The sequence below is a fragment of the Aureispira anguillae genome, from assembly GCF_026000115.1.
GTDB lineage: Bacteria > Bacteroidota > Bacteroidia > Chitinophagales > Saprospiraceae > Aureispira > Aureispira anguillae.
In genome coordinates this window covers 2,914,562-2,931,205 of the sequence record NZ_AP026867.1, presented here as the reverse complement: position 1 = coordinate 2,931,205, position 16,644 = coordinate 2,914,562, and the positions used below count along the sequence as shown (strand labels likewise).

General features: G+C 36.5%; 13 protein-coding genes. 5 read left to right on the top strand and 8 right to left on the bottom strand.

Going from position 1 to position 16,644, the window contains the following annotated elements; translation table 11 throughout:
- Positions 1-51 precede the first annotated feature (51 nt).
- Together AsAng_RS11390 and AsAng_RS11385 are read left to right on the top strand one after the other, a co-directional pair.
- The gene (locus AsAng_RS11390) at positions 52-1,491 is read left to right on the top strand and encodes a hypothetical protein (RefSeq protein ID WP_264792909.1); all 1,440 of its coding nucleotides are present in this window, start codon (positions 52-54) and stop codon (positions 1,489-1,491) included.
- Between the two features lie 401 nt (positions 1,492-1,892).
- Positions 1,893-4,844, top strand: coding sequence for a sensor histidine kinase (locus AsAng_RS11385; protein ID WP_264792908.1), 2,952 nt, complete (start codon positions 1,893-1,895; stop codon positions 4,842-4,844).
- A gap of 23 nt (positions 4,845-4,867) precedes the next feature.
- Here AsAng_RS11385 and AsAng_RS11380 read toward each other — a convergent pair whose 3' ends face one another.
- Together AsAng_RS11380 and AsAng_RS11375 are read right to left on the bottom strand one after the other, a co-directional pair.
- Entirely contained in the window at positions 4,868-5,614 is a 747-nt protein-coding gene (locus tag AsAng_RS11380) for a LytR/AlgR family response regulator transcription factor (RefSeq protein ID WP_264792907.1), read from the bottom strand.
- A 24-nt stretch (positions 5,615-5,638) separates the two neighbouring features.
- Positions 5,639-6,892, bottom strand: coding sequence for a DNA/RNA non-specific endonuclease (locus AsAng_RS11375; RefSeq protein ID WP_264792906.1), 1,254 nt, complete (start codon positions 6,890-6,892; stop codon positions 5,639-5,641).
- A 613-nt stretch (positions 6,893-7,505) separates the two neighbouring features.
- Between AsAng_RS11375 and AsAng_RS11370 the strand changes: the two genes are divergently transcribed.
- A complete protein-coding gene (locus AsAng_RS11370) occupies positions 7,506-7,904 on the top strand; it encodes a GlcG/HbpS family heme-binding protein (RefSeq protein ID WP_264792905.1) in 399 nt (132 codons plus the stop codon).
- Positions 7,905-8,001: 97 nt separating this feature from the next.
- Here AsAng_RS11370 and lpdA read toward each other — a convergent pair whose 3' ends face one another.
- On the bottom strand, positions 8,002-9,399 hold the full coding sequence (gene lpdA, locus AsAng_RS11365; protein WP_264792904.1) for a dihydrolipoyl dehydrogenase: 1,398 nt from the start codon (positions 9,397-9,399) through the stop codon (positions 8,002-8,004).
- A gap of 162 nt (positions 9,400-9,561) precedes the next feature.
- Between lpdA and AsAng_RS11360 the strand changes: the two genes are divergently transcribed.
- A complete protein-coding gene (locus tag AsAng_RS11360) occupies positions 9,562-11,691 on the top strand; it encodes a protein kinase domain-containing protein (protein WP_264792903.1) in 2,130 nt (709 codons plus the stop codon).
- A gap of 68 nt (positions 11,692-11,759) precedes the next feature.
- Positions 11,760-12,302: a pyridoxamine 5'-phosphate oxidase family protein gene (locus tag AsAng_RS11355; protein WP_264792902.1), complete on the top strand. Its 543-nt coding sequence runs from the start codon at positions 11,760-11,762 to the stop codon at positions 12,300-12,302.
- A gap of 91 nt (positions 12,303-12,393) precedes the next feature.
- Here AsAng_RS11355 and cmk read toward each other — a convergent pair whose 3' ends face one another.
- From cmk to AsAng_RS11330, 5 genes are all read right to left on the bottom strand, one after another.
- Positions 12,394-13,101 carry a (d)CMP kinase gene (cmk, locus tag AsAng_RS11350; RefSeq protein ID WP_264792901.1) on the bottom strand — a complete coding sequence of 236 codons (708 nt, stop codon included), beginning with the start codon at positions 13,099-13,101 and terminating at the stop codon, positions 12,394-12,396.
- A gap of 359 nt (positions 13,102-13,460) precedes the next feature.
- Positions 13,461-13,865, bottom strand: coding sequence for a DUF7793 family protein (locus tag AsAng_RS11345; protein WP_264792900.1), 405 nt, complete (start codon positions 13,863-13,865; stop codon positions 13,461-13,463).
- A gap of 247 nt (positions 13,866-14,112) precedes the next feature.
- Positions 14,113-15,459 (bottom strand): T9SS type A sorting domain-containing protein, encoded by a 1,347-nt coding sequence (locus tag AsAng_RS11340; RefSeq protein WP_264792899.1) that lies wholly within the window; start codon positions 15,457-15,459, stop codon positions 14,113-14,115.
- An 83-nt stretch (positions 15,460-15,542) separates the two neighbouring features.
- Positions 15,543-15,962, bottom strand: a complete 420-nt coding sequence (locus tag AsAng_RS11335; RefSeq protein WP_264792898.1) for a hypothetical protein — start codon at positions 15,960-15,962, stop codon at positions 15,543-15,545.
- A gap of 227 nt (positions 15,963-16,189) precedes the next feature.
- Positions 16,190-16,603, bottom strand: a complete 414-nt coding sequence (locus AsAng_RS11330; RefSeq protein WP_264792897.1) for a DUF7793 family protein — start codon at positions 16,601-16,603, stop codon at positions 16,190-16,192.
- Between the last annotated feature and the right edge of the window lie 41 nt (positions 16,604-16,644).

Here is a 16,644-nt window from a genome sequence, read left to right as displayed (position 1 = left end):
TTGACTTAAAACAAATGGAGGTTATCTCTTTTAATTAAAAAAATAAATATTATGATAAAAACAACCCAAATACAATCGTGGTTATTCCTAATTTTTATCCTAGGGTTTCATACTGCTTGTCAGCAAGACCCCAATCTTACACCAACCAATGCACACATTGATTTTGTCCAGCAGTATGGCAGCTCTTCCAAGCAGATCGCCGCAGATGTTAAACAAACACCAGATGGCGGTTATATTATGGTGGGCAGTGCTTATTCGCAAGCAACAGAGGTGGAAGCAGATATATTGGTGATAAAAACAGATGCGGCTGGCATCGAGCAATGGTCGGTTTTATTGGGCAAAGCAGCAGGAATGGGAACAGGGGCTTTGAGCAATGAATATGTGCGATATGACGAGCTAGCTGTTAAGGTAGAATTGTTGCCCAATAATGGAGGTTATGTTATTGCTGGGAATAGAACGTATGTTGCTTATCCTAATGCAGCAAGTACTGTAGGAACCAAACACCAAAGTAAAATTGTGCTGTATGAGTTGGATTTGAATGGAGGACTTAGTGTTGTTAATGGAACCGAATTAAAAGAAGGAAAAGAATCAACAGAGATGCTGTCTGATTTTAAATTGGATGAAAATAATGGCGTAATCAAATACGTATTGACAGGATACACAACAGATATTACTACCAACAAGCCCATTGACCCAGACAATGGAATTTATGATTTAACGGATATTTTTACGACAGTATTGGACGATTCTTTTACCCCGCTTTGGTTTGCAGGAAACTCAACGTATGGCTTTTCAGGAAAGGATTATGGGACTTCTATTCAGATTTTACCAGATGCTTATTTGGTAATTGGTACGGTTCAAGAAAAAGATGGCAACAATGGATTCAACAGCAAATTGGCAGCCATTAAAATGAGAAAGGATAATGGAATGCCTTTGAGCCCAAAGTATTTTGGAGATCAAGATTATGATTTAGCAGGAGGGCATTCTACCTACAACCCTAGCACTCAGAAAATAACAATAACAGGACATGCTAAAAATAGCAGCTTAGTCAATGCCAATCAGGTTTTTGTTCTTCAAGTAGATGAAGCCTTAAATACACAGTATCCGAATGGAACCAATAGCAGCACCTACGGCTTTAAATTTTTAGGGCTTACGGCGCCATCTAGTTTGTCACTTGGATCTACTTACGAAGCAGCTTCTATTGATTGGTTGCCTAACAATGAAGGGTTTGTAATTGCAGTAACGCATGAAGATCAGTTGGGTACAGACATTGGAATTGTGAATTTGGAGGCTAATTTTGATTTGCGAAGTGGTTGGCCTTATTATCAAGGAACGATAGGAAATAGAAGCAATGAGCTGGCAGCTACGGTTATTGCTGCTACCAATTCGGCCAACAACCAAGCCGTGATTACATTTACTGGAACCTTTGAGGCGAATACGAATACGAGCCAAATAGGATTAGTACAATTAAATACGACTACTGCTTTATAAAATAGAGTAATTGTTCCTCAATAGATAGAAAGAGAGGCCCATTTTAGGGTGGTCTCTTTCTTTTTGAATGGAGGAATAGCCTTTGCTTCCCTCTACCGACGGTTTTTAACATGTAACAGAATGGGCTTTTTCTAGCCCTATTTTAGAGGTTAGATCGTTTCACGCTTAGATATTAGATCCCAATTAAGTTGTAATTGGGATCTAATATCTAATTTCTAAGAGCAAAGCGATCTAAAAATAGATAAAAGCTGCCCCCATTTTAATTTTCACAAAAATCATTGGGCAGAGAACCTTTGATTAAAAAATAGGTAGTACTTTTATATAAAAATGTAATTCCTTAATGAAGGAGAACGAATGATTGTAAATTGATCCATTCTACCCCATTATTGACCAACTCAACTATGCTGTTTCGATTAAGCCCATTGTTGTTTTTGATGTTTTTACAGCTAAATAGTTGGGGGCAAACCATGCCCTTTAAAAACTTTACTTCTGAGAATCATTTACCGAGTAATGAGGTTTATCAAATTCATGAAGACAAGGAAGGCTTTATTTGGATTTGTACCGATAGAGGGGTGGTTCGATTTGATGGACAAAATTTTAAGCATTTTAGTTCTTTGGATGGTTTGGTGAGCAATACTGTTTTTAATGCAGTAAGTGATCATAAAGGTCGGACTTGGTTTTTTACCCTTCGGAATGAATTGTGTTATCATTTTAAACACAAAATATACAAACACCCGCTTAGCCAAGCACTAAAAGAAAAATTTGGAGAACATAGCGTGATGCCCTATTTGGTGGTTGACAGCAGTGGAGGAATTTTAATTGCTCCTCAAAATGGCGATACTTCAGATTACAATAAATATTATTACATTTCTCCATCAGAAGAAAAACTGGAAACCAAATATATCAACACTAGCTTTGTAAGCGATACCTTGCCTCACAAGCAGTTGTTTTTGTTGACAGAAAACAAAATGTTGCTAGTTGGTATACAACACCATATTGGACATACTATTGGTCTTAAAAGCGGTAATCTTAAATTTACATACCAACGAAAAGGAGCTGTTGTTGCAGCAGGGGAAAGGGGAGGTCATGGATTATTACCCTTATCCAATGGGAAATTATTGTTTTTTAATACGCAACGACTAATTCTTGTTGATCCTCAAACAGAAGAAATTATAACGAGTGTTTTTCCAGATTCTAGCGGAACGAGCTCTATTATAAAAATCCATGAAGATCAAGAAGAAAACCTTTGGTTGTCAACGACTAAAGGGCTTCTTTTTTACAAAAACGGAAAACTAAATTATCCTCCTAAAAGATTATTCAAAGATTACTTTGTCACGAGTGTACGAATTGCTTCCAATGGCGCTTTGTGGTTTTCAACCTATAAAAACGGAGTATTTTGGATTCCTGATAGAACCATTCAGAATTTTTTTAAACCGACTTCACAGCCTATTAACTCGACTCCCTTTATCCGCTTATTTCAGCAAGAAAAAAAGAACTATGGTATAACGAGAAAGGGGATTGTTTACCAGTTGTCTACCTTACCGCCTAGTACAATTTCTAAGAGTTATTCAGACTATATTTCGGATGTTATATTGTTGGAAAATGATCGGTTGTTATGTTCAGATGGGACGATTTTGAACGGAACTAATTTTGCTTTACAGACAATTGATTCTACGCTTTATCGTCAACGCATGACGACCAAAAGTATATTCAAGGATAGAGAGGGAACATTGTGGTTTGCTAAGACAACAGGGCTCTTTAAACAAGATCAACAACAACTAAAAGCCACTGCTGTAACGTTAAGAACCAATGTTATTACAACGTATTCTTCAGGCTTGTTATTATTGGGAACACACGACGGTTTGTTTTCTTATGATCCTAGGCTTGACACAGCTTATTTTTTAGGGGAAAGCCATAAGGCACTAAAGGAGCGTATTACTTCCATAGAGCGGATTGCTAACAACAAATATATAGTGGGTACCTTAGGCTCAGGTTTGCTGCTTGTCAATGACCGCTTAGTGGTCGAACGGCAATTCACGCCCAAAAATGGATTAATAAGTTCTTTTATCAAAAATATATCCATCGAAAATGATTCAGTGATCTGGGTTGGGTCAAACAATGGCTGCAATAGAATACAGTTTAATGCTGATTTTTCTATTAAAAAAGTAAACTTACTGACGAGTAACAATGCCTTGCCTTCTTCTAGCGTCAATGATGTTTTAGTCGATGCAAATACCGTCTGGATTGCTACGGACAATGGCTTGACGTATATTGATAACTTAAATCAATTCTTTTCATCGGAAGCAACGGTTCCCAGAACGTATTTCTTGTCTGCCAAAGCAAACGGTCAAGTTTTTACCCCAGAACAACAACAACTCGACTATTATCAGGATCATTTAGAATTTGAATTTGCAAGTATTTATTTTGGAAACCAAAAGTTTGACTATAGTTATCGCTTATTAGGGGTAGATGAAAATTGGTATTTAACCAATGAAAACACCGTACATTATGCTAATTTGGGACCTGGGGAATACGAATTTCAGGTAGGGGTGGCTTTAAAGGGTGGAGTCATTAGCCCCCAAGTCAGCCGCATTAAATTTTTGATAAAACCTCATTATACCCAAACCTTGGGGTTCAAGTTGATGTTGTTGTTACTTATCTTGCTTTTGATTGGGTTTTGGTTGAGAATGAAACTAAAACAGAATCGCTTAGAAAAGCTAAAGGTTCAAGCCGAACAAAAAGCATTACACAGCCAAATCAAACCCCATTTTATCTTTAATGCCATGAATTCTATCCTCTATTTTGTAGAGAAAAATAACAAGGAGTCAGCGGCTTTATATTTAAGTAGTTTTTCTAGATTGCTTCGGCGAATTCTTGAAAATTCTCAACATGATTTGGTATTGCTTAGCAAAGAACTGGAAGCACTGAAGGAGTATCTCAAATTGGAAAAGTTGCGAATGGAGGAGCACAATACAGGATACCAACACAATTTTGAGTTGTCGCCTATTCCCCCCAATGCTTTTGGGTATAAAATTCCTCCAATGTTGTTACAATCGCTGGTCGAGAATGCTATATTGCACGGCCTAGCGACCAAAAAGGGGGATCGCAGCATCCATATTGCAATGAATGCCATTCATGAAAATCTAGAAATTACGATCATAGATAATGGAATTGGTCGAGCAGCCTCTCAAAAAATAAATGCCAAAAGAATTCGACATCAGCCCATGGGAATTAAAAATACGCAGCTTCGTCTAAAAACCCTTAGCCTTATTTATAAAAAAGAATTTGCCTTAGAAATTATAGATTTGGAGCAAGGAACCAAAGTCATCTTAAGCATACCAAAGTTGTTGTAAAACTATTGTAATAAAGAAAAAAATCAGGCATTGGATTTAAGCATTTGGTGAATAAAGCCTTGTTTTTTTCGTACAGAAACTGGCAATTCCATCTTATTGGGCATAAGAACAGATCCCCCCTTACCCTTGATGTATTTAATCACACAATTGGTATTGATGAGGTATTTGCCATGAATTCGATAAAAGGCAGTCTCAAGAAGCAAATCTTCGTAAAAGGCAAGTGATTTGGTAGAAACAATCATTTTACCATCTTTTAGGTAAATCTTTGAGTAATTCTGATCTGCTTCAAAATACATAATATCGTCTACCAAAACAAATACAATCTCTGTCATAGAAGAGATGGCTATTTTCTGGACGCCAGACTGTATCTGTTGCTTAAAGAGCTGGACTTGATCGTAGGAAAGGCTTGTTTTTTTCTCCAAAAAACGATGAATGGCGTTGATTAGTTCTCGCTCCTCAATGGGTTTGAGTAGATAATGAAGGGCTGAATAATCAAAGGCTTTTAGTGAGTATTCTTGATAAGCGGTTGTAAAAATAACATCATACTGTTTTCCTTGGGTTTGTTCAAGTACCTCAAAACCATCTCCATCCAATAAATGGATGTCTAAAAATAGCAAATCTGGTTTTTGGGTCTCAATAGAACGGATTGCTTCACTGACCGTACCAACAATGCCTACTACTGTGAGCTTGTCCAAAAAGTTTTTTTCAATCTTGTCATTTAGCAGTGCGGCTCCTGTCGCATTATCTTCAATAATTAATACTTTTAACATGCTGAAGTTATTTAGATGAGATAATTATCTTGGTAAGGCTTTACCTTGGTCGTCTAAGAAGCTTACTTTTTTTTCATGTTCAACAGACATGGTTGATTTACCTTTATAATCCGTAATTTTTCCTGTAACACATAGCTTTTTGCCTAAAAATTCAATTTCTGGATCGTAACTAAAATTTTTGACATTACTAGAGGATACCGACCCCGAAAAAGTATGATTGGGAAACTTAGCATCGAAGTTAAAAAGGACAAGCCCACTCTTGGTTTTTCGAGTAGAAACTACCGTACCACAAACACAAGCTTTTTTGTTCATAAACAAATCAGTTTCTAAGGAGTTGAGGGTGTTTTTAGGCCGCTCGTTTACCTTTAGGGGAGCTTTTGCCGAAATTTCTCCTTCTTTTAGGCTTTCCCATTTTCCAAAATCAAAATTGCCTTCTAATTGAGCAGCTAAAGTAGCTTCTAGCTTAGGAAAAAAATCAATCCCTGTTAATTTTTCTACCTCATCAATCGATGTGGCATAGCTAACCAAAGGTTGTTTACACAATTCGTTTGGCATAACAAATGCAATTGCCTTTTTTTCCTGCCCGCTGAGATCTAATACTACTTTGTAAAAGCTTTTGGGGATTGAAATTACATTGGGGCCTTGTGTAATCGTTTCTATTTGTTTGTCAAAAATGGGACCTGTAACCACATAGAGTTGCTCATTCTGTACCCAAACATGTTTTCGTATAAAGCTTTCTAAACGAGCCCAAATTTCTCGATTAAGTTCAGGTCGTTGAGGTGCCATATTAGAATAGACATAAGATTCGCTAATGGCACGTTTTGACCAACGAAAATCAGCAGAGGGAGCCAAATGCCCTCTATCATAGCCACTATACCAATAATCCGCCTTTTCAGCAGAACCCGTTGTTACCAAGGAATCTTTGCGGAAATCATTGGTTCTAGACAAATTTCCCTTGTGAACGGCAGGAATAACTAGATGAGCCACCCAATTTGCCTGTTCGTGACTTTCGTTATACCCTAAGACCATAGCACTATGCTCGACCACTTCATTGTCCGAACCTTCTTTGACAATAGGAAGCCCTAGATGGTGCAGGTCTTCTCTTATTTTTTTTAGGCGCAAAGTCTCTAACTCTAACGATAAACTCATTTGTCGTTCTTCTAACTGAGTCGCTTCTTGCTCCAAAGAAGTGATTAATTCCATTGTTGTAACCTGCGCAAAAGAGCTAAGTATTCCACTTGCTAAAAAAAATACTAACCAATAGATATGCTTCAACATTCGTCAACTGTTTTGATAAAAAATGATGTTTGAATTTTAGACGTTGTTGGGAATTAGATCTTGAGGATTTTAATGAGAAAATGGAACTGCTTTTAAAGATACAACTATTCTTAAGAATTATTAAGGAGAAAACTAAAGAATTGATCCTTATAACGAATAAATAAAATTGGGGTAATATTAGTTGCCTCAACGATGAAGTAGACAATGATTTATGTTGAAATAGGAGAAAAGGGGGCAATGTAATTGTTAGATAATCTGTTTGTTATAGATAGGTGAAGCTGACTTTAATATTTGATGAACTACTTTTATGCTTAGGCTGAAATTACATCTAAATTACTAATATTATCTAAGTCTTATTGTGTTGATCCTATAAAATCAATAAATTATTGCCCAATTGCTACAAGAATAGCCAGATGAAAAAAAGAACCTTTTATTTTAATGTGCTTATTTAATAAAAAAGTGTTGAGGTGCTGACTATTAGTTTTTTATAGAGCGTTTGTTTTTTGTTTAAAAAACAATTTAACTTATTTTTAAGAAAAAAATAAACTTAAACTTAATGCTATTGTTATAGTTTTGCATTTTAATTATATCATCTTATAAAACATTATATATTATGTCAATTACTTTAGCGCAAGCAGAGAAAATGATTGCGGCAGCTCAACGAAAATCAAAAGCATTGGACACAAAAATGAATATTGCAGTAGTAGATGCTGGTGCAAACTTAATTGCCTTTGCTCGTATGGACGGAGCTTGGTTAGGTTCTTTGGACATTTCTATTAAAAAGGCAAAAACAGCTCGTTTTTTTGATATGAATACTGGCGCAATTGGAGAATTATCTCAGCCAGGAGGTCCATTGTACAATATTGAGCATTCCAATGGTGGTTTGATTACTTTTCCTGGAGGGATACCTGTCAAAAATGAAGCAGGGGAAGTGATTGGAGCAATTGGAGTTAGTGGAAGTACAGTAGAGAACGATCATGCGGTAGCCGAAGCTGGAACAGCTGCTCTGTAGTTGTATCGCTAAAAAAAATTAATTTGGAGATTTGAAAGTACGGAAATAAATCAATTGTTACCATTCCATATTTTCAAATCTCCAAATGAAGGACTTCCTATAGATGGATTACTTCATCATAAGCAGCAGCAGCAGCTTCCATAATTGCCTCACTCATAGTAGGATGAGGATGTACAGATTTGATGATTTCAAGACCAGTAGTTTCTAGTTTTCTAGCAACAACAGCCTCAGCAATCATTTCCGTTACATTAGAACCCACCATGTGACAACCTAGGAATTCACCATATTTTTTGTCAAAAATAACTTTTACAAAACCATGGTTAGCGCCAGAAGCACTTGCTTTACCAGAAGCAGAGAATGGGAATTTACCAATTCTTAATTCATAACCAGCTTCTTTGGCAGCCGCTTCAGTCATACCAACAGAAGCAATTTCTGGGATACAGTAAGTACAGCCAGGGATATTATTATAATCCATTTTTTCAGGATGATGCCCTGCAATTTTTTCAACACAAGTAATTGCTTCTGCACTAGCAACGTGCGCCAAAGCTTGTGTCGCCAATACATCACCAATAGCATAAATGCCAGCAACATTGGTTTGATAAAAATCATCTACCTCAATAAAACCGTGTTTGTTGGTTTTGATCCCTAGAGATTCTAGACCGATATTTTCAGTATTGGGAACCACACCAACAGCAGACAATACTACATCACATTCGATGACTTCTTCTTTGCCCGTTTTGTTGTGTTTGATGGTTACTTTACAACCCTTTCCTTTAGTATCTACCTGAGTAACCGCAGAGCTAGTTTTGATGCCCATGCCAGCTTTCTTGAATACTTTTTTCATTTCTTTAGAAACATCAGCATCTTCTCTAGGGAAAATAGCGTCCATGTATTCTACTACTGTTACCTCAGTACCTAGTGTTTTGTAGAAATAAGCAAATTCCATCCCGATTGCACCAGAACCCATTACCACCATTTTCTTAGGCAGTTCAGGTAGTACCATAGCTTCACGGTAGCCAATTATTTTTTTACCATCAATTGCGATTCCAGGCAATTGGCGAGCACGACCACCTGTTGCAACAATAATATGTTTTGCACCATACTGCTTGCTTCCTCCTTTGTCATCGGTAACGGCTACTTTTTTGCCAGCAACTAACTTACCACTCCCCATCAAGACATCAATTTTGTTTTTACTCATCAAAAACTTGATCCCTTTACTCATTTTGTCTGCTACTCCACGAGAGCGTTTTACAATAGCGCCAAAGTCAGCTTTTGCCTCAGACGTTTCAATACCATAATCAGAAGCATGGTTGATGTAGTCAAATACCTGTGCACTTTTAAGCAATGCTTTGGTCGGGATACATCCCCAGTTCAAGCAAATACCGCCTAAAGACTCACGTTCAACAACAGCTGTTTTGAGCCCCAATTGAGCAGCGCGAATAGCCGCAACATAGCCACCAGGACCACTTCCAATTACAATTACATCGTAGTTCATAATTTGAGTATGTTTTATGTGTTAATAGTAGAGTAGTTTAAAACTACCATCTCCATTTTTTTAATTACATTTGTTTTGAATCATAATCTTGGCACAAAGGTACATTTTCTATTAATTAGTCAATTAATAGTTGGCTGATTTTTTGAAAAAAGCAGCAATTTAATGAAAGTTAGAAACACCACTACTAGTGAAATTTTGCAATTGGCATCGACTCCTTTTGCCAGAGGGGGCGAAGGTTTGCTCTATAGAGTTGTTGCTCCTAAAGGATATGCAGCTATTGTTGCTAAAATATATCATCCTCCAAAAAGAACAAAAGAACGATGGAACAAGTTGCGTTATTTGGTTCAAAATCCTCCTGTATTTGAAAATAAAGAACAAGCCATGCTGATAAGCTGGCCCATTGCTTTGTTAGAAAAAAAACAGGCATTTATGGGCTTTTTGATGCCATTTGCCAATGGCGAGTTATTAGAGGTATTGGCAACCACCAAATTACCACAATACCTGTCTGAAGAATGGCAGCGTTTTAAATTAGGAACCATTCAAGCTTCAAAATTGCGCCAAAAGGTTTGTTTTAACATAGCAGTAGCACTTTATCATATCCATAAAACGGGACACTATGTAATGGTAGACCTGAAACCTGATAATATCTTAATTCAGCAAAATGGCTTGGTTTCTTTGGTTGATATGGATTCGGTTGAGATAGTGAACGGAAACCAAACTCTTTTTGCTGCTGCAATGGCTACACCAGAGTTTGCGCCGCCAGAATTTCATCAACTAACAAAAAGGACACAGGCAATCCCAATTAGTTGGGACCAGTTTAGTATCGCAATTATTTTTTATAAAGTTTTGCTAGGCATTCATCCTTTTGCAGCAACCACCCAAGGAAAATATGAAACCGCAGTAGGTTTAGGGCAAAAGGTAAAGCATGGATTGTACGTACACAATAAAGTATACCAAGATTATTTTGATACGATTCCTTTTCCACATGCTGCTTTTTATCAACTGCCCACAGTCTTACAATATTTATTTAATCGCTGTTTTATACAAGGCATTCAGCGGCTAGGGGCAAGACCAACAGCAGAAGATTGGTGTTTGGCCTTAGGAGAGGAAAAAGAGGAAGCAGAAGCGCCAACTTATTTTATCCCTATGGATGGTTTAACCTTAGAAACTCCTGCTTTGGAAATCGCCTCCAACTCTATTTTTGTGCATTCATTTGAAGCAACTTTTGGAGCAACCATTAGCAAACAGTCGTCTCAACTTATTGACAAGATCAAGGAAGAACAAAGAAGTTGGAAAAAACTAATTGGCAAATCTCTATTGGGAGTGGCAGCTTTAGGAACGGTTGTTTTTTTAGGTATAAAATATTATTTCGTCTTGCCCATTGTTTTTATTGCTGCGCTATTATTATGGTATAACCAACGAAAACAAAAGAGGCAAGATCCAACGCCTATTTTTTTGCCGACAACCCTGCATGTGGCGACTAAATGGAAACCGTTGTTAAACGAAAAAATACAACTGCTTTTTGAAGGGTATCAGAATCAAAAAAAGGCGTACCAACAACTCATTTCTTCTTTTTATCAAACGTCTGGCGAATTGCAAAAAAAATGGGAGGAAAATACGAAGGTCTACAAAAAAAAATGCAGGCAATTGAATCAAGAGAAATGGCAAAAAAATGTAGCAATCACTCAAGAACGAAATCAGCAGCCATTGTGGAAACAATTTGTCGGTAGAACATCCGAAGAAAAACAACGCTTTCTAAAGAAAAAATACTTGCCAAGCTGTTTACAAAATTTAGCAGATGAACAGCAACAAAAGATCAAAACAATTGATGCTGAACATCAAGCAATTTGGCAAGATTTGGAGTATAAATTTTATGAAGAGTTAGATCTAATTAGCAAAAACGTCTCATTTCAAAGGGTCAAGGCAAAAAAAGAAGCAGAAGATCGTTTTGTGGAAGCAAGGCAAAAAATTATTGATGCGATTCAAGCTCAAAAAAAGGAAACGAATCAATATTATGAGGCGCAACAAAAAATCATAAAAGACTCGGTACACAATTATTGTGAACAATTGGATGCGATTGAAAGCTTAGCGCTCAATAAAAAAATGCTCTTAAATCAACGGCTTGATTTGAAATATAAGACCCTATTAAGTGAAATGGAATTGGAACAAATGGCGCTTAAAAAAGCATTGACTACCTTGGAGAAAGACTTTGATACCAAGTACGAACAATTGTTAGAACCACTCCAAATAATGTTAAAAAAACTAGGATTAGTCATGAATCTAGAACAATAAGCCTGGTTTTATGGTTTTTAGTTACTCAAGAACTTATTTCGTATCATCACTCAAAATAAAACCAAACGATGGGGAAACAATTAGAAAGTTTAACAACGAATTTAACGGAATTTATTCGCCAGCAAAAAATGTTTTTTGTCGGTACAGCAATGAAAGAAGGACGTGTCAATATCTCTCCCAAGGGAATGGATACGTTTAGAGTTTTGGGGGCGAATCGAATCGTGTGGTTGAATTTAACAGGAAGTGGCAATGAGACCGCTACCCATTTATTGGATAGTAGCCGAATGACGATTATGTTCTGTGCTTTTGAGGGCAAGCCATTAATTTTGCGTTTATATGGAACAGCCAAGGCTTATCATGAGCGAGACAAAGAATTTCACGAGCATATTGATCTATTCCCTGAGGATGTTGGTAGTCGTCAAATTATTGTAATGGAGATTGATTTGGTGCAAACTTCTTGTGGGTATGGAATACCTTTTATGGATTATAAGGAAGAACGAACCATTCTGAAAACTTGGGCTGAAAAGAAAGGTAAGCAAAAAATTGAGGCTTATTGGAAAGAAAAAAACAGCATTAGCTTAGATGGACATGCTACTGGAATTGTAGAGTAACGATGGTTGAATGCTAGAAAAATCATTTTTAAAATAAGAACTTTTTGACTTATCTTAAAAATGATTTTTTCAACAATTAAGTAGGGTAGGATTAGCTAGCCACTAATCCCATGGACTTTTTTTCTATTGCTTCCTTGGATAAGGAAAGCGCAAACTGAAGTTGTTCTTCTGGTGTCAATAGGCTATTGTCTATTTCAATAGCATCATCTGCTTGACATAAAGGGCTATCAGCTCTAGTAGAATCGATGTGGTCACGAGTACGCAAGTTTTTTTCTACTTCCTCCTTAGTGATGTCTAGAACTCCTTTGCTTGACCATTCAGCAAGTCTGCGACGGGTACGTTCTTCTATCGATGCCGTTAAAAAAAGCTTCAATTCAGCATTCTTAAAAACAACAGTCCCAATATCTCGACCATCCATAGCAATGCCACCTTTTGCTCCCATTGTTTGTTGCAATTTAACCATTGCCTTTCGGACAGCAGAAATAGTAGCAACAGGGCTTACGTAGCTAGAAACACGCATACTTCGAATGGCATCCTCTACATTAACATGATTTAGAAAAGTTTGATTTTGACCATTTACATTTTCAAAATGAATGGTAATTTGATCGAGGGCAGCATCAACAGCCATTGCATCTTGTATATCTATTTGGTGGTCTAGAAAATACAGCGTAACAGCACGATACATTGCTCCTGAATCAACATAAACATACCCCAATTCTTTAGCGAGTGCTTTGGCTAAGGTACTTTTGCCACAAGCCGCAAAACCATCGACAGCAATGGTTATTTTAGAAGTTTCCATGAAAGAACATTGTGATTTTAGACGATTATTTCTATATCGTACACAAAAATACTAATATTAGTTCGGAGTTTCTGTCTTAAGCTTTGTATTTTTTGAATTAATACTCCGTTAATTTTTTGCTTTTTTACAAAAAAAAACAAAAAAACATCTTGTATTCAATTGATTATCAAATAACTAATATTTTGAGTGGTAAAATTGCATCATTTTGATAATCAACTGCGTAGCACTCATGTAATAATCGAATACGATTTTTCAACAGAGTAATGTTGAATAATAAGGTGGTTCTATCGATAAGTTGTCCACTACTGCATAGTTTTTGACGGAATAACGACTAAATAAAAAGAACCATTCAGATTGGCTTATTGATATTTTGCAAGGTGTTCCAGCAACCATTCTGTCGCTTCGTTTGGATCTTTGAAGATCTTAATTGGATTGGTTTTGGTTTTTTGATTGGGGACAAGTCGAGTTCTAAGTGTGAGAAAAAGATTTCCAATTAATTTAGACGCAAAAGATTCGGTCAATAAGGCGGTTGCTACATTATCCTCTTCAAATTCATTATAGTATTTTATAATTTCTTTTTTCATATAAGCACTAGGCATCCAAACCATAACAGACCTAGGTTTTTTGTCTACAATTTTTCGCATTAGGGCTACATTTTCTTCTGCTCCTTGTATCGTATATTCAGAAATTTCTGGGTTGGTTGTAATTTCGATAATAGTATCAGGTCTAACTGTAACTGTTAACTCTTTTGTTTTGTATTGCATTCCTATTGAGCAAATTTGGAAAATTAAAAATAGACTTCTTTATAAAAGAAAAATGGGGAATGTAATAGTAGGTCAGCTGGTTGGCGAATATAGCTTTTTTTGCTTGATAAAATTAATGAAAAGCATATAAAATATATTAAAATTAATAAAAGTTTGATATTGATTTATGTAATTCCTTGGTTTAGAAGTTTTATAATTGGTAAACTGTTGCAGTAACCATTGAATTACATTGACTTAGTTTTCAAAACTATCGAAGTATTATTTTTTTTGTTATTTGACCTTTTTTACTGGATAATTGGAGGAAATACAAGCCTCTAGGAAGCATACTTAAATTGAGTATCTGTTGGTCTTGCCAAACTTTAGGCGTAAAATGCTTGACTTTTACGCCCTTGGAATCTATGATTTGGATGCTTCCTTCAACGGTTTTTGTTCCTGTCCAATAAACAATTCCCGATGAAGGGTTGGGATAAAAAAGAAGATCGTTCTCTGCTGAGCTTACTTTTGGAGAGGAAGTTGTTTTGCCTGTCTCAGCCCAAAAATAACGAAGGAACTTATTTTGATTATTATTGACATTTTTGAACCCAAGTTGAGCAAAGCCAAAACTATCGATGGTAGGGGCCGTATAAAAGTAAAAAGTGAAATCTTGGGTCATTCCTGGGGGGATAGTGACCTGAGTAGTATCGGTTGTAGGTGGCAAGCAAATGTCTACACATATTGCTGTTTGCCAATTTTGGGGTACATTAACGAACCTCCGAATAATATCAATGACAACGTTATCTGTTGCTGAGACATTGTTTAGAGTAGCTTCTACACCAAGGATAGTTCCTGCTGCACCATACTCAATGGTATCGTTAACATAAGCGAAGGTAAATAAACCATTATTGCCTGTGGCATTACACAATCCATTTGTTGTACCCAAGAGGCTATCAATTTCGCAATACATATCATCTGGTAATTTGTGAAACCAGCCTTGTTTCTCATAAACAACGCCTGTTGTATCAATCAAATAAGCATTGTTAGGGGCAGGACCGAAATGGCTTAGCCATTCGTTGCAAACTCCATCTACCAAAATAGGAGGAAGGATTGTTTCAGTTGTCAAAAGCGTATCAATAAGTGCCTTACGTGCTCCATAAGTTGTGGGTTGAGGGTGTAATATACCTGCTTGTTGGTTTGAATTGGTAATCCATATAGTGCCACTATAGGGGCTAGGGCTTGTAGGATGAGCCTCCATTCCATAGATAATATAAATTTCTAGTAGCCCATTATAGATAGTAGCCATATTATTAATGGTTGCTATTTTGTTGCGAAAGACTGGGCAAGTCAAATTTCCACCAATCAACAAGACGGGTTTGCCCTGAGCTAAAACCGTTTGTAAATTAACAGGGGTTCCATTTGTTGTATATAAGGTAAAATCAGGAACGGTATCACCAATGGCATACCCCACTGCATCAAAATTTCCAGTAAAGGTAGGAAACGCACAGATGGTATCGTTATCATTGGGCAAAGCTCCAATTCCAATGCTAGGTTGTAGTGTTGGTTGAGCTAGGAAGGGGAGCGTTGCGAATAAATTTAGAAGAATAAAAAATGATTTCATAATAAAGTCTATTGGGTGAAGAATCTTAACTTTTTGTTATTGAGACTCTTAGACTTATGAAAGGTTTAATGAAGTCATTAAAATTAGATAGCCTGACGCTTGGCTAAGCATTCTTGTAACCATTCAAATGCTTCTTCTTCTTTTAAGAAGACTTTGATAGGAGCATTTTGGTTGGTATGTTCTGAACTAGTAAAACGCTCTCTCATTTTTAGAGCAACACTAGCCACAAATTTAGAAATATAAGAATGACAAACTAGTGCAACTGCAACTTCATCAAACTCACTGGTACTGTAGCTTTTTATTACTTCTTTTTTGACATAAAAGGGAGCCATCCAAAAGATCATGGCTTTGGGGTGGTCATTAAGTGCTAACGCTTTTGTCATTGCTTGGAGACATTCTTCGGTTCCCTCTGTGGTTAACTCATTGCATCCTTCGTTGATTTTTACAGCTAGAATGTTATCTGGTCTAAGTGTGACCGTCATTTCTTTGGTGTGGTATTGCATTCCTGTGGTACAAATTTTAAAAATGATTTGGGGAATGAGGAGAACTAGAAATACAGTAGAACATGTACACTAAATGTAGAATATTTTTCGGTTTTTTAGGCAAAAAAAAGGGATTTTTTTTTGCTTTTTTAGCGCAAATGAAAAAACTATTTATAACGTAAAAACCTATGAATGTATGCCTAGAAATTTTAGCTTCTGAAGCTCAATGCTCTAATGGTGAAATTCGTTTAAGATTGTTGCTGTTTGTGCGCTTCAATATGTTTTAACAACCATTCTATGGCATTTTTTTTATCTGTAAAAACCTTGGTAGGAGGGATTGTTCTAGACTGAACAAGCCGTTTTCTTAGGGATAAAAAAAGATTCCCAATTAGTTTAGAAGCAAATGACTTAGCAAATAAAGCAGTAGCTGCGGTACTAATTTCAGAATTAGCATAACCTTTCATTACTTCCTTTTTGACATAATGATCTGGAAAATGGAGCAGTGTAGCTCTTACTTTTCCATCAACTGCTTTTTCAAAGGTTGCTAAATTCTCTGCTACGGCTTCTATTGAGTATTCTCCTTTGAAATTTTTATTGGTCGCTATTTCTATAATATCATCAGGTCTGACCGTAATGGTTAGCTCTTTTGTATGGTACTCCATGTTTTTGTGTATTGATTGGTAGGAATATTTTATACAAAATA

Bases quoted from the DNA above. Each gene is read 5' to 3' on its own strand.
- lpdA (WP_264792904.1), bottom strand. From the start codon at position 9,399: ATGAACTACGATGTAATTGTAATTGGAAGTGGTCCTGGTGGCTATGTT.
- AsAng_RS11335 (WP_264792898.1), bottom strand. From the start codon at position 15,962: ATGCAATACCACACCAAAGAAATGACGGTCACACTTAGACCAGATAAC.
- AsAng_RS11340 (WP_264792899.1), bottom strand. From the start codon at position 15,459: ATGAAATCATTTTTTATTCTTCTAAATTTATTCGCAACGCTCCCCTTC.
- AsAng_RS11370 (WP_264792905.1), top strand. From the start codon at position 7,506: ATGTCAATTACTTTAGCGCAAGCAGAGAAAATGATTGCGGCAGCTCAA.
- AsAng_RS11345 (WP_264792900.1), bottom strand. From the start codon at position 13,865: ATGCAATACAAAACAAAAGAGTTAACAGTTACAGTTAGACCTGATACT.
- AsAng_RS11385 (WP_264792908.1), top strand. From the start codon at position 1,893: ATGCTGTTTCGATTAAGCCCATTGTTGTTTTTGATGTTTTTACAGCTA.
- AsAng_RS11380 (WP_264792907.1), bottom strand. From the start codon at position 5,614: ATGTTAAAAGTATTAATTATTGAAGATAATGCGACAGGAGCCGCACTG.
- AsAng_RS11375 (WP_264792906.1), bottom strand. From the start codon at position 6,892: ATGTTGAAGCATATCTATTGGTTAGTATTTTTTTTAGCAAGTGGAATA.
- cmk (WP_264792901.1), bottom strand. From the start codon at position 13,101: ATGGAAACTTCTAAAATAACCATTGCTGTCGATGGTTTTGCGGCTTGT.
- AsAng_RS11390 (WP_264792909.1), top strand. From the start codon at position 52: ATGATAAAAACAACCCAAATACAATCGTGGTTATTCCTAATTTTTATC.
- AsAng_RS11355 (WP_264792902.1), top strand. From the start codon at position 11,760: ATGGGGAAACAATTAGAAAGTTTAACAACGAATTTAACGGAATTTATT.
- AsAng_RS11330 (WP_264792897.1), bottom strand. From the start codon at position 16,603: ATGGAGTACCATACAAAAGAGCTAACCATTACGGTCAGACCTGATGAT.
- AsAng_RS11360 (WP_264792903.1), top strand. From the start codon at position 9,562: ATGAAAGTTAGAAACACCACTACTAGTGAAATTTTGCAATTGGCATCG.